11 protein-coding genes are annotated in these 13555 nt (G+C 43.2%); 8 read left to right on the top strand and 3 right to left on the bottom strand.

All coding sequences use genetic code 11. From position 1 onward, the window contains the following. Positions 1-232 (top strand): recombination-associated protein RdgC (rdgC, locus tag ACEYJ7_RS06450; RefSeq protein ID WP_373778258.1); only part of this gene is annotated, 232 nt, incomplete at its 5' end. A gap of 3 nt (positions 233-235) precedes the next feature. Continuing rightward, the gene (locus ACEYJ7_RS06445) at positions 236-1468 is read left to right on the top strand and encodes a multifunctional CCA addition/repair protein (protein WP_373778257.1); all 1233 of its coding nucleotides are present in this window, start codon (positions 236-238) and stop codon (positions 1466-1468) included. A 70-nt stretch (positions 1469-1538) separates the two neighbouring features. On the opposite strand, the gene msrB is transcribed toward ACEYJ7_RS06445, so the two are convergent. Then, positions 1539-1934: a peptide-methionine (R)-S-oxide reductase MsrB gene (gene msrB, locus ACEYJ7_RS06440; RefSeq protein WP_373778256.1), complete on the bottom strand. Its 396-nt coding sequence runs from the start codon at positions 1932-1934 to the stop codon at positions 1539-1541. 226 nt (positions 1935-2160) lie between these two features. Between msrB and gap the strand changes: the two genes are divergently transcribed. After that, the gene (gene gap / locus ACEYJ7_RS06435; protein ID WP_373778255.1) at positions 2161-3165 is read left to right on the top strand and encodes a type I glyceraldehyde-3-phosphate dehydrogenase; all 1005 of its coding nucleotides are present in this window, start codon (positions 2161-2163) and stop codon (positions 3163-3165) included. Positions 3166-3288: 123 nt separating this feature from the next. Here gap and ispC read toward each other — a convergent pair whose 3' ends face one another. Both ispC and relA read right to left on the bottom strand, forming a co-directional pair. Continuing rightward, a complete protein-coding gene (gene ispC / locus ACEYJ7_RS06430; protein ID WP_373778254.1) occupies positions 3289-4479 on the bottom strand; it encodes a 1-deoxy-D-xylulose-5-phosphate reductoisomerase in 1191 nt (396 codons plus the stop codon). Between the two features lie 44 nt (positions 4480-4523). Beyond that, positions 4524-6731, bottom strand: a complete 2208-nt coding sequence (gene relA / locus ACEYJ7_RS06425; RefSeq protein WP_373778253.1) for a GTP diphosphokinase — start codon at positions 6729-6731, stop codon at positions 4524-4526. A gap of 308 nt (positions 6732-7039) precedes the next feature. Between relA and hemA the strand changes: the two genes are divergently transcribed. The 5 genes from hemA to rsmA all read left to right on the top strand — a co-directional run bounded on the left by hemA (position 7040) and on the right by rsmA (position 13483). Next, entirely contained in the window at positions 7040-8347 is a 1308-nt protein-coding gene (hemA, locus tag ACEYJ7_RS06420) for a glutamyl-tRNA reductase (RefSeq protein WP_373778252.1), read from the top strand. Positions 8348-8484: 137 nt separating this feature from the next. Continuing rightward, positions 8485-9999, top strand: a complete 1515-nt coding sequence (der, locus tag ACEYJ7_RS06415; protein ID WP_373778251.1) for a ribosome biogenesis GTPase Der — start codon at positions 8485-8487, stop codon at positions 9997-9999. 9 nt (positions 10000-10008) lie between these two features. After that, on the top strand, positions 10009-11436 hold the full coding sequence (gene hldE / locus ACEYJ7_RS06410) for a bifunctional D-glycero-beta-D-manno-heptose-7-phosphate kinase/D-glycero-beta-D-manno-heptose 1-phosphate adenylyltransferase HldE (protein WP_373778250.1): 1428 nt from the start codon (positions 10009-10011) through the stop codon (positions 11434-11436). Positions 11437-11563: 127 nt separating this feature from the next. Beyond that, positions 11564-12508, top strand: coding sequence for a peptidylprolyl isomerase (locus tag ACEYJ7_RS06405; protein WP_373778249.1), 945 nt, complete (start codon positions 11564-11566; stop codon positions 12506-12508). A 99-nt stretch (positions 12509-12607) separates the two neighbouring features. Next, positions 12608-13483, top strand: a complete 876-nt coding sequence (gene rsmA / locus ACEYJ7_RS06400) for a 16S rRNA (adenine(1518)-N(6)/adenine(1519)-N(6))-dimethyltransferase RsmA (protein ID WP_373778248.1) — start codon at positions 12608-12610, stop codon at positions 13481-13483. The last annotated feature ends 72 nt before the right edge of the window (positions 13484-13555 follow it).

Below are 13555 nucleotides of genomic sequence, written 5' to 3'. Positions count from 1 at the left end.
TGTCACAAAACTTGCGTTAGATTGGGAAAATCATTTTTCTTTTGTGTTGAACGAAGATGCCACCCTTGCCCGTGTCAAATTCGCCGATGAAGTGCGTGAAAAGAACGATGATATTTTGAAAGAAGATAAAGCCCAACGTTTTGATGCGGATTTTCTGTTAATGACGGAAGAATTACGTCTGTTTACAGAAAAATTGACGGAAGAGTTTGGGGGCATACAGGAAAGGATTTAACCTATGCAAATCTACCTTGTCGGCGGAGCGGTGCGAGATCAACTGCTCGGTTTAGCGGTCAAAGATCGTGATTGGCTGATTGTCGGTGCAACGCCCGAACAGCTTTTAGCTCAAGGCTATCAACAAGTCGGTAACGATTTTCCCGTATTTTTACACCCTAAAACCAAAGAAGAATATGCCCTTGCCCGTACCGAGCGCAAAAACGGCAACGGCTATAACGGCTTTATCTGCGACTTCCCCCCTGATGTTACTCTTGAACAAGACTTGATCCGCCGTGATCTCACGATTAATGCGATTGCTCAAGATCTTGAAGGAAACTACCACGATTTTTACGGGGGCATTTCTGATCTAGAACATCGTCTGCTTCGTCATGTTTCCCCAGCATTTGCAGAAGATCCGCTACGCGTTTTGCGTGTTGCTCGCTTTGCCGCACGTTTCCATTCTCTCGGATTTCGGATTGCACCCGAAACGGTAAAATTAATGCGAGAAATGACCGCTTGCGGTGAGTTAGCTCATTTAACGGCAGAACGTGTTTGGTTGGAAACCCAAAAAGCTTTCGCCACCGAAACGCCACACATCTATTTCCAAGTGCTACGACAAGTCGGGGCATTGAACGTGCTATTTCCTGAAGTTGATGCCCTCTTTGGCGTTCCGCAACCTGAAAAACATCACCCTGAAATTGATAGTGGCGTTCATACTTTGATGGTTGTGGAACAGGCGAAAAAATTAGCCGTACGAGCAAATGATCCTGAAAGCGTGTTATTTGCCGCACTCTGTCACGATCTTGGTAAAGCCTTAACCCCAAAGGATATTCTTCCCCACCATTACGGACACGAACAGAAAGGCGTTGCCCCAACAGAACAGCTGGCAAATCGCTTAAAAGTACCTGCACACACGAAGGCGTTTGCCAAGTTAGTCACGGAGTTTCACACCCATAGCCATAAAATCAAAGAGCTACGCCCTGAAACCGTGGTGAAGTTATTTAATCAATTAGACGTATGGCGTAAACCCGAACGTTTTTTTGATTTTTTATTGGTTTGCGAAGCAGACACCAAAGGACGTTTAGGCTTTGAAAAGAGAGAATATCCGCAAGCAGCCTATGCAAAACAGCTTTATGCAATTGCCAACCAAATTGATGTACAAACAGTGATTAAAGACGGCTTTGAAAAAGCGAATATTCGGGTCGAAATGGATAAGCGCCGTTGTAAGGCACTCAAAATGTTTAAAAAAATTTAGATTCCCCACAACCGTCCTCGTAAGCAAGGGATGGATAGAATGGGGAATCCATTTCAATTTTTACCAGGAATTAACCGTCAATCTCTTCGCCGGTTTCATCCCATTTAAAATTCAGTGCCACTGAGTTTAAACAGAAGCGCAAACCTGTTGGAGGAGGTCCATCGTGAAACATATGCCCCATATGGGAGTCACAGTGACCACAACGAATCTCGATACGGTGACGCCCTAAGCTGTAGTCGTCTAAATAACGCAAGGAATTCTCAGAAATCGCCTCATAAAAACTCGGCCAACCACAACCTGCGTCAAATTTCGTATCAGATCGGAACAGTGCGTTATGACAACGTACACAACGGTAAGTACCGACACGATCTTCATTTAAAAATTTACCGCTAAAAGGCTTTTCCGTACCACTGTGTAAGCAAATTTCCACTTGTTCATCAGTGAGTTCTTCAATATCTTTAATCATTTTTTCCCCTCCTACTCATTTTGCTTTTTCAGCCATTCTACACTTTTCTATGATTTTCAATAATCCTTTTTCAGAAATTTGACATAGATCACACAAAATTTATCTGTTATATTCGTTGACGTTCTTTCGGTTGTCAGTGGGAGGAAAGATTATGTTATAATCATCCGGTCTCTCCGATAACAAGGAAGGAACAATTTTGTTTAACTTTAATATAGGTAGAAACTCTATGGCAATTAAAATTGGTATTAACGGCTTCGGTCGTATCGGTCGTATCGTATTCCGTGCTGCTCAACAACGCGATGATATCGAAGTTGTAGGTATCAACGACTTAATCGACGTTGACTACATGGCTTACATGTTGAAATATGATTCAACTCACGGTCGTTTCGACGGTTCTGTAGAAGTTAAAGACGGCAAATTAGTGGTTAACGGTAAAGAGATCCGTGTAACTTCTGAGCGTGACCCGGCTAACTTAAAATGGAACGAAATCGGTGTTGATATCGCTGTTGAAGCAACCGGTTTATTCTTAGATGACGCCACAGCTCGTAAACACATCACAGCAGGTGCGAAAAAAGTTGTACTAACAGGCCCATCTAAAGACAACACTCCAATGTTTGTTAACGGCGTAAACTTCGACGCTTATGCAGGTCAAGATATCGTTTCTAACGCTTCTTGTACAACAAACTGCTTAGCGCCTTTAGCTAAAGTTATTCATAACAAATTCGGCATCAAAGAAGGTTTAATGACCACTGTTCACGCAACGACAGCAACTCAAAAAACCGTAGACGGTCCATCAGCGAAAGACTGGCGTGGTGGTCGTGGTGCATCACAAAACATCATCCCTTCATCAACCGGCGCTGCAAAAGCGGTAGGTAAAGTATTACCAGCATTAAACGGTAAATTAACCGGTATGGCGTTCCGTGTTCCTACTGCGAACGTTTCTGTTGTTGACTTAACCGTTAACTTAGAAAAACCGGCTACTTATGCTGAAATCTGTGCAGAAATCAAACGTGCTTCTGAAAACGAAATGAAAGGTGTTTTAGGCTATACTGAAGATGCGGTAGTTTCTACTGACTTCAACGGCGCTATCGAAACTTCCGTATTCGACGCAGCAGCAGGTATCGCATTAACGGATACTTTCGTTAAATTAGTTTCCTGGTACGATAACGAAACCGGTTACTCAAACAAAGTATTAGACTTAGTTGCATTAGTTCACAACTACAAAGGCTAATCGCTATTTTGTGAGATAACAAACGCCGCTCGGAAGAGTGGCGTTTTTGTTTGTAAGACCAAGCGGTCCGTTTGACGCATTTTTTTGCAAAAAATCAGCCCAAAAAGACCGCTTGTTAAAAGGCTATAACTGTAAAACAGCCTGTGTTGCCAAGTCACGAGCAAGGCGATCGATATGTAATACATCATCAATGGATTTCACCTCAATCGGAGCAATATTTTCAACCACCGAACGGTTAACCGCGATAATATCGACAAAACGAATCCGCTCATTTAAAAAAGCCTCTACCGCAATTTCATTTGCCGCATTCATCGCGGTGGTAGCGTACTGCCCTTCCGCAAATGCTTCTATGGCTAATTTTAAGTTCGGATAACGGGCAAAATCCGGTTCGATAAAGGTCAGCTCTTTCAATTTAAAGAAATCTAACGAGGCAGCACCGGCATTAATGCGATTCGGGTACGCCATGGTATGTGCAATAGGTATCCGCATATCCGGATTTCCCATTTGAGCAATAACCGAACCATCAATATAACGTACCATGGAATGAATAATAGACTGCGGATGAATGATAATTTCCATCTCTTGCTCAGCAGCATTAAATAACCAACGCGCTTCAATATATTCCAATCCTTTATTCATCATCGTCGCGGAATCCACCGAGATTTTTTTACCCATTGACCAATTCGGATGTGCGACCGCTTGTGCCGGCGTAATTGCGGCAAATTCTTTTAACGGTTTCATCCGGAACGGACCGCCGGAACCGGTTAAAATGATTTTACTCACACCAAGTTCAGCAAGTGGGCAGAAACCGACTTTATTCTGCGCTTCCGGTGGTAGCGATTGGAAAATTGCATTGTGTTCACTATCTACCGGCAATAATTTCGCACCGGATTTACGTGCCTCATCAATAAAAATCTGACCACAGGTAACCAAACTCTCTTTGTTTGCCAACAACACCTGCTTACCCGCTTTTACGGCAGATAAGGTAGGAAGCAAACCTGCTGCCCCAACAATTGCGGCCATTACCATATCCACGTCAGGATGTGAAGCGAGTGCGCAAATTGCTTTTTGACCGGCAAGGACTTCGGTTTTAATATTGTCTTCTGCGAGTATCTTTGCCAGCGCCTTGGCTGAAGTTTCATCATCCATTGCTGCAAACGGCGGTTGAAACTTCTCACATTGCGCTGCCATTAATGCCACATTTTTCCCACCGACAAGGGCGAAGATCTGATATTTATCGGCATTTTGTTCCACCACGGATAAAGTGCTGGTACCAATAGATCCGGTTGAACCGAGGATAACGAGTTTTTTCATATTATTCCTTTTATTCTCTTATACTTAATAGAGAACCTATATCATTAATTTGATAAACGCTTCGCTTCAATCACATCATCAAGTTGAAGAATGCGGGCTAGAAGTTTCGGTAGCAGCTGAATATTGTTTAATTCGATTTCAATATCAATCGTTGCCAAGCTACGTTTAGTATCGGTACGGCTGGATACCCCCAACACATTCACTTTTTCGTTTGCCATAATACCGCTTACATCACGCAACAAACCATTACGATCGTTGGCGATCACACGGATAGTCAAGCTGAAACCGCTGGCATAATTTTCCCCCCACCAAGCTTCGACTACCCGTTCCGGGCTACTTGCTTGTAAGTCGAACAATTGTTCGCAATCGGCTCGGTGAATAGAAATGCCTCTTCCTTGAGTAATATAGCCAACAATTTCATCGCCCGGAATAGGTTGGCAACAACGGGCAATATGGTGCATTAAATTGCCGACGCCTTCGACCACCACGAATCCGCTTTTATTCTGCTTCTGAGTATTTTGAGCCTTGTGAGCCACGTGTTTTAAAACTGCTTCGTCGGCTTGTTCTGCGGTCGGTTTGATTAATTTACTTTGTAGGTAATGCATCAATTGGTTAAGACGAATATCTCCGCCACCGATTGCCGCATAAAGATCATCAAAATGCTTTAGGTTATAACGCGGCAACGCAAATTCTTCGATCTGTTTCTGAGTAAAGTTATATTTTGCCATTTCAGCTTCTAACATCTCTTTACCTACAGGAATATTTTTCTCACGGTCCAGTTTTTTAAACCACGCAGTAATTTTTGAGCGGGCACGAGGCGTATTCACGAAGCCTTGGTTTGGATTCAGCCAGTCACGACTCGGATTTGGATTTTTTTGAGTGATAATTTCAACCTGATCGCCCATCTGCAAAATATAAGTGAACGGAACAATACGTCCCGCAACCTTTGCTCCGATACAACGATGCCCGATTTCACTATGAATCGAATAGGCAAAATCCAGCGGCGTAGCATTTTTCGGTAAATCCACAACCTCACCTTTCGGTGTAAAGACATAAACACGATCATCAAAAACTTGCGAGCGCATTTCCGCCATTACATCACCTGAATCGGCAATATCTTGTTGCCAATCGAGCAATTTACGCAGCCAGACGATTTTTTCTTCATAACCGGCACGCCCTGCCGTTGCACCTTCTTTGTATTTCCAGTGTGCGGCAACACCAAGTTCGGCATCATCGTGCATCTTTTGAGTTCGGATTTGTACTTCAATGGTTTTACCGCCTTCCCCCAACACGACCGTATGAATCGATTGATAACCGTTCGGTTTCGGGTTAGCGATATAATCATCAAAATGTTCCGGCATATGTTTGTATTTGGTATGAACAATCCCGAGTGCGGTATAACAATCTTCAAGCTTCGGCACCAGTATACGAACGGCTCGTACATCAAACAGTTGATCGAATTTGAGATGTTTCTTCTGCATTTTTTTCCAAATGCTGTAAATATGTTTTGGTCTGCCGTACACTTCCACTTGATCCAATTGTTCCGACAAACAAGCGGTCAGATCCGAGACGAATTTTGCAATATAGGCTTCGCGATCCAAACGACGCTCGGCTAAATCGAATTTGGCAATTTGGCGATACTCTTTCGGATGCAATGCGCGGAAGCAATAATCTTCCAATTCCCATTTCAACTGTCCGATCCCCAAGCGGTTTGCCAAAGGCGCATAAATATGCGAACACTCTTTCGCCGCCAGCACTAAATCTTCTTCACTACGGCGGTCGACATCGCGTAAATAGACAATGCGTTCGGCAAGCTTAATGACCACACAACGAAAATCATCTACCATCGCCAGCAACATACGACGAATATTATCTATTTGCAGATCGGAGGCATTACTGGAGTTTAATTGGCGGACATAATCCATTTCCAGCACACCTTTCACTAAGTTTTTGACATCATTGCCAAAACCTTCTTTAACCTGAGCTAAATCAATAAGATTTTGTTTTACGAGAGGGAAAAGCAATGCGGCAACAAGGCTATCATCATCCATATTCAAGCCGTGTAAAATTTCGACCATTTCAATGCCATACCACATTAAATGGAATTGGTCCGTATCAATCTTTTCTTGAGCGTATCGCCACGCATTCAGCAGTTCTTCAAAGGAAATCGGCGACATTTGTAAAGCGGCACTCCAACTAGCCAGCTCAAAGTTACTAGGCTCGAGCAGGTGTGAACGACGAATCGCGACCATAAGTCCTCCTGAATACAAAGTAGAAAGGGAATCTTGACAAATTTGACACTTTAAAATTTTAAGTGAAGTATTATATCTCAATTCACTCCAAATTTTGGTTTATTTTGGCATTTTGCAGAAATTTACACGGTTCAATGGCGATAAATCACCCAGCTTTAGCTGAAAAAGCGTTATGATTTTGTTAGCCGTTTGTTATAAATCAAACCTATTATGACAATTGTTTGCACAGATTTTACGGATTTATTAGAATGCGTCGGACTTTAGAGGATGGAATCAAATCATCCTTATTTTTTGTTTCGTGGGTAGTAATGACAATTCTAGCGTTAGGCATCAATCATAAGACTGCATCGGTCAATTTGCGTGAAAAAGTGGCGTTTGTCGAAGACAAACGTCAACTTGCTTTTGAGCAAATCAGCCAGCAACAGCTCGCAGAAAGTGTTGTGATTCTCTCCACGTGCAATCGTACCGAACTCTACTTTCATCAAGCGGATATTCCACCGCAAGAAGATCATCCTGATAATATTGCTTGGCGCGAACGCTGTTTTAATTGGTTTGCACAAATTCACCAATTAAAACAGAGCGAACTGCGCGAATGTCTTTACTTCAAACAAAATATGGATGCCACCCGCCATTTAATGCGTGTTGCGTGCGGTTTGGATTCCTTAATCTTGGGCGAACCACAAATTCTCGGGCAAGTTAAACAGGCTTATCAAGACAGCGAAAGCTTTTACCAATCACAAGGCGGGCACATCTCCACGAATCTGTCACGTCTGTTTCAAAAAACCTTTGCCGCCGCCAAACGCGTACGCTCTGAAACGGAAATTGGCAGCAGTGCAGTTTCCGTTGCTTATGCGGCATGCGGTTTAGCCCGCCAAATTTTTGACAGTTTCCATAAATTGCGCTTTTTGTTAATCGGAGCCGGCGAAACGATTGAGCTGGTTGCCCGTTATTTAATTCAACACGGTGCCCAAAATATCATGGTAGCCAATCGTACCCATATTCGGGCCGAGATGTTGGCGGAACGGCTAAATGCACCGATTCAAATTCTCTCTTTAAGTGCCTTACAAGTGGGGTTAAATCAAGCAGATGTGGTGATAAGTTCTACCGGTAGCCCTGAAGTACTGATAACCAAAGAGATGATTGAAAATGCACAAAAACAACGCCGTTTCGATCCCATGTTACTCATTGATATTGCCGTACCGCGCGATATTGAAGAAACCGCGGGTGAATTAGACAGCGTTTATGCTTATAGTGTAGATGATTTGCAAAATATCATTCAGCAAAACCTAGCGCAACGTCAGCAAGCGGCCGAGCAAGCAAAAGAAATTGTCGATGAAGAGGCGAAAGACTTTTTTGCTTGGTTGAAACAGCAGCAATCCAGCAATTTGATCAAACATTATCGCCAAAACGCCGAATCGATTCGGCTGGATTTGCTTGAAAAAGCATTAAGCGCAATTCAACAAGGGCAAGACAGTGAAAAAGTATTGAACGAATTGAGCTACAAACTTACCAACCAATTACTACACGCACCGACCCAAGCTCTGCAAGCGATGGCAAAACACGGTAACGTGAAGGGACTACAGAGCTTCTCCCAAGCATTAAAAATCGAAGAATAATTTGCAAATTTTCTTTCAAAACTCACCGCTTGTCGGTGAGTTTGTTTTTTTACTTTATCCGCTTTCCCGCAATTTACGCTATAATGTCGCCATTTTGCATAATGCTTGCAAATTATCGAATAATAATTGAGGTTTATATGACTCCTGTTGTTGCCCTTGTGGGCAGACCGAACGTGGGAAAATCCACGTTATTTAACCGCTTAACCCGCACCCGAGATGCGCTTGTCGCTGACTTTCCCGGCTTAACCCGTGACCGTAAATACGGCCATGCGAATATTGCCGGGCATGATTTTATTGTGATTGATACCGGCGGTATTGACGGTTCAGAAGAAGGTGTCGAAGAGAAAATGGCGGAGCAATCGCTCCTTGCAATCGATGAAGCGGACGTTGTGCTGTTTATAGTTGATGCCCGAGCCGGCTTATTACCGGCAGATATCGGCATTGCGCAATATTTACGCCAACGCGATAAAACCACTGTTGTGGTTGCCAACAAAACAGACGGAATTGATGCCGATTCACACATTGCCGAGTTCTATCAATTAGGTTTAGGCGACGTGGAAGCGATTGCCGCGGCTCAAGGTCGAGGTGTAACGCAACTCATGGAACAAGTTTTAGCTCCTTTAGCCGACAAATTCGAAGAACAAGCGGTCGGTTTCGATGAAAATTTTGCAAATACCGAACAAGACGAATGGGAAAGCGATTTCGATTTCGATAATGAAGAAGATACAGCTCTGCTCGATGAAGCGCTGAACGAAGAAAATGACACGATTGACGACAAAAATATCAAAATTGCGATTGTCGGTCGCCCGAACGTAGGAAAATCCACCCTAACCAACCGTATTTTAGGTGAAGAGCGGGTCGTGGTATTCGATATGCCGGGAACCACCCGCGATTCTATCTACATCCCAATGGAACGGGACGGTCAAGATTATACCATCATCGATACCGCCGGCGTGCGTAAGCGCGGCAAAGTCCATCTGGCGGTAGAAAAATTCTCAGTAATCAAAACATTGCAAGCGATTCAAGACGCTAATGTGGTGTTATTGACTATTGATGCCAGAGACGGAATATCCGATCAAGATCTTTCCCTGCTCGGTTTTATTTTAAATGCCGGAAAATCATTAGTAATCGTGGTAAATAAGTGGGACGGTTTATCGCAGGATGTCAAAGATCAAATCAAATCCGAACTTGACCGCCGTTTGGATTTTATTGACTTTGCCAGAGTACACTTTATTTCCGCGTTGCACGGCAGCGGTGTAGGAAACCTTTTTAGTTCAATTCAAGAAGCCTACCAATGTGCGACTAAAAAAATGACGACATCGATGCTCACCCGTATTTTACAAATGGCAACGGACGAACATCAACCGCCATTGGTAAACGGCCGTCGCGTAAAACTGAAATATGCTCATCCGGGTGGTTATAATCCGCCGATTATTGTTATCCACGGTAACCAAATCGAAAAACTGCCGGATTCATACAAACGTTATCTATCAAATTACTACCGTAAAAGTTTAAAAATTATCGGTTCACCGATTCGTATTTTATTCCAAGAAGGGAACAACCCGTTTGCCGGTAAACGAAATAAACTGACGCCGGGTCAATTACGTAAACGTAAACGTTTAATGAAATTTATTAAGAAAAATAAAAGATAGAGGTTCATTATGATGATGCAATATTCTCCTCAATTTAACCACGCCAATGTGCTTGTTCTCGGTGATGTGATGCTGGACCGCTACTGGTTCGGCTCAACAAACCGCATTTCGCCTGAAGCGCCCGTACCGGTGGTGAAAGTACAGGATATTGAAGAACGCGCAGGCGGTGCCGCCAACGTAGCAATGAATATTGCCAGCCTAAACGTACCGGTTACCTTGCACGGTTTAATCGGGCAAGATGATGCCGGTAATGCTTTAGATAAATTACTCAACTCTCACAATATTAAAAACCATTGTGTTGCTGTGGAAACCCATCCGACCATTACTAAATTGCGTATTCTTTCCCGCCATCAACAATTATTACGTTTAGATTTTGAGGAAGGGTTTCATAATGTGGACAGCCAAGCGCTGCTCGTGAAGTTAGAAGCAGAAATTGCCTCCTATGGCGCATTAATTTTGTCTGACTACGGCAAAGGCACATTAAATTCCGTACAACAAATGATTCAAATCGCCCGTAAAGCAAACATTCCGGTTTTGATCGACCCGAAAGGAACCGATTTTGAACGCTACCGTGGCGCAACATTACTGACACCGAATATGTCGGAATTTGAGGCTGTTGCCGGTGTTTGCAAAGACGATGAAGATATCACGGCTAAAGGGTTAAAAATGATTGCAGATTATGATTTATCTGCCTTATTAGTCACCCGTTCTGAAAAAGGAATGACGTTATTACGCCCGAATCAGCCTGTATTCCATTTAGCGACTCAAGCGAAAGAAGTTTATGATGTCACCGGTGCAGGAGATACAGTAATCAGTGTGTTGGCAACCGCGATTGCTGATGGTCGCCCTCTTGAAGAAGCTTGTTATTTAGCCAATGCCGCCGCGGGCATCGTTGTCGGCAAATTGGGTACATCCACCGTCACTCCAAGTGAATTAGAGCAAGCGATTCATCAGCGTACCGAAACCGGTTTTGGCGTTATTCCCGAAGAACTTTTAAAAACCATTGTAAAACAAGCTAAACAGCGCGGTGAGCGTATCGTGATGACCAACGGCTGTTTTGATATTTTACACCCGGGGCACGTATCCTATCTGGAAAATGCACGCAAACTCGGCGATCGCCTGATTGTCGCGGTCAACACCGATGATTCCGTCAAACGTTTGAAAGGGGAATCCCGTCCGATTAACGATCTTGATGCTCGTATGGCAGTACTTGCCGGATTAGCGTCCGTCGATTGGGTTGTGCCATTTGAAGAAGATACGCCACAAAGACTGATTGGTGAGATTTTACCGGATCTCCTTGTAAAAGGCGGAGACTATAAACCGGAGGAGATCGCCGGTAGTCAAGAAGTTTGGGAAAACGGTGGCGAAGTTCGTGTATTGAATTTTGAAAACGGTTGCTCTACAACCAATGTGATCAAGAAAATTCAATCACTCTGAACCTTTTAATAAAATTTGATTCTAAGCAACGTTATGTTAGAAATCACCGAGAGTCCGAGTGGCTCTCAGCTTAAAATAAAAGTATTAACACTTTAATCCAAGTTAATTACCGTTATAGGAATAAAAAATGAAGTTTACTAAAGTAAAATCATTATTACTTACCGCATGTACTCTTTTTGCTGTTTCACTGGGGGCAAAAGCAGAAGAACGCGTCGTTGCGACTGTTGACGGCTATCCGATTATGCAAAGCCAAGTAGCAAAAGCACTGGGTAAAAAAGCCAATACCGAAGCCAATCGCCGAGCCGCATTAGAAAGTGTGATTGATGATTATTTGGTACAACGTGCAATCCAAGAATCCGGCGTAAAAGTAGACTATGCTTATGTCGACCAAATTATTGAAGATATTGCCGTTCAAAACGGCATTACCTATGGTCAATTACTTGATTATCTTGATTCGCAACGTATTACATTAAATCAATACCGCCAACAAATCGCTCATCAAATTATGATGGAACAAGTACGCAATCAAGCAATCGGTCAATCGATTCAGGTAGAACCGAAAGAAGTCCATGATTTAGCCAAACAGTTGCAAGAAAAAGCGAAAGCGAGCGGCACATTAAAAGCGATAACCGGTACAGAACACAGAATCAGCCATATTTTGATTAAAACCAACCCTGTACTAAACGACGCTCAAGCCAAAGCCAAATTAAACGCTATTGTGGCGGATATCAAAGCAGGAAAAACCACCTTTGAAGACGCAGCAAAAGTAAACTCGCTTGACTATGCTTCAGGCGCTGACGGCGGTGATTTAGGCTGGAACTTCTTAGACGCGTATGATCCTGCCTTTGCTAAAGTAGCAAAACAGAGCAAAACGGGCGTAATTTCCGCCCCATTTAAATCGCAATTCGGTTGGCATATTCTGAAAGTAACCGATACCCGCGAGGGAGATCGAACCGAAGATGCCTATTTACAAAAAGCTTATGAACAATTAGTCGATAAGCAGGCACAAGCGGCATCCAAAGACTGGGTAAAAGCTTTGAAAAATCGTGCTGAAATTAAATACATAAACTAGTAGAATACGCTTATTTTTAAGAACCTCGCCCGTGCGAGGTTCTTTGTTTTATCAAATTTGCAAAAAACAGCGGGAAAGTGACCGCTTGTAAGGAATCGAATGAGTTCAAATTCAAAAAAACATTTAGGGCATACCGCCCGCAAACGTTTTGGTCAAAACTTTTTACACGACCAAAACGTGATCCATAATATTGTCGCGGCAATTCACCCGCAAAACGGGCAATTTTTGTTAGAAATCGGCCCCGGATTAGGCGCACTAACCGAACCGGTCGGTGAATTAGTCGATAAGCTGACTGTCATAGAGTTAGACCGCGACTTAGCCGAACGCTTGCGTCATCACCCGTTTTTACATAGTAAGCTGACCATTATTGAACAAGATGCGCTGCGTTTTAATTTTCGTGACTATTTCACCGGTCTCAACTTTAACGAACACCAGAAAGTACGCGTATTCGGCAACCTGCCTTACAATATTTCAACGCCATTGATGTTCCATCTGTTTAAGTTTCACGACTTAATTCAGGATATGCACTTTATGTTGCAAAAAGAGGTCGTTAAACGACTTTGTGCCGCACCGAACAGTAAAGCCTACGGGCGATTAACCATTATGGCGCAGTATTATTGCCAAGTTATGCCGGTTTTGGAAGTTCCGCCAACAGCGTTTAAGCCTGCGCCCAAAGTAGATTCTGCGGTCGTACGTTTAGTGCCGCATAAAGCACTTCCGTATCCGGTTAAAGATATTTATTGGTTAAACCGCGTAACAACTCACGCATTTAACCAGCGTCGCAAAACTTTGCGCAATGCCTTGTCTACACTATTTAGCCCGGAACAACTTGAAGCATTAGGAATTGACTTAAATGCTCGTGCCGAAAACTTATCACTTGCCGATTACGCCCGTTTGGCAAATTGGTTATGCGATAATCCTCCGGAAATAGCGGATTCAAGTGCTGATGAACTTATTGACGATGAAAACGAATAGCTGACAAGCGGTCACTTTCGACGAATAATTTACAAAAAATTTCCTAAAAACCATAAATATCAAGCAAAAGAA

It is taken from the genome of Glaesserella sp., assembly GCF_041814905.1.
In the GTDB taxonomy this organism is placed as follows: domain Bacteria; phylum Pseudomonadota; class Gammaproteobacteria; order Enterobacterales; family Pasteurellaceae; genus Glaesserella.
The sequence above is the reverse complement of the archived record's forward strand: the minus strand, read 5'-3'. Positions and strand labels throughout refer to the sequence as shown.

Excerpts from the sequence above, each read along its gene's own strand:
- gap (WP_373778255.1), top strand. The coding sequence starts at position 2,161 with ATGGCAATTAAAATTGGTATTAACGGCTTCGGTCGTATCGGTCGTATC.
- der (WP_373778251.1), top strand. The coding sequence starts at position 8,485 with ATGACTCCTGTTGTTGCCCTTGTGGGCAGACCGAACGTGGGAAAATCC.
- hldE (WP_373778250.1), top strand. The coding sequence starts at position 10,009 with ATGATGATGCAATATTCTCCTCAATTTAACCACGCCAATGTGCTTGTT.
- relA (WP_373778253.1), bottom strand. The coding sequence starts at position 6,731 with ATGGTCGCGATTCGTCGTTCACACCTGCTCGAGCCTAGTAACTTTGAG.
- hemA (WP_373778252.1), top strand. The coding sequence starts at position 7,040 with ATGACAATTCTAGCGTTAGGCATCAATCATAAGACTGCATCGGTCAAT.
- rsmA (WP_373778248.1), top strand. The coding sequence starts at position 12,608 with ATGAGTTCAAATTCAAAAAAACATTTAGGGCATACCGCCCGCAAACGT.
- ACEYJ7_RS06405 (WP_373778249.1), top strand. The coding sequence starts at position 11,564 with ATGAAGTTTACTAAAGTAAAATCATTATTACTTACCGCATGTACTCTT.
- ispC (WP_373778254.1), bottom strand. The coding sequence starts at position 4,479 with ATGAAAAAACTCGTTATCCTCGGTTCAACCGGATCTATTGGTACCAGC.
- msrB (WP_373778256.1), bottom strand. The coding sequence starts at position 1,934 with ATGATTAAAGATATTGAAGAACTCACTGATGAACAAGTGGAAATTTGC.
- ACEYJ7_RS06445 (WP_373778257.1), top strand. The coding sequence starts at position 236 with ATGCAAATCTACCTTGTCGGCGGAGCGGTGCGAGATCAACTGCTCGGT.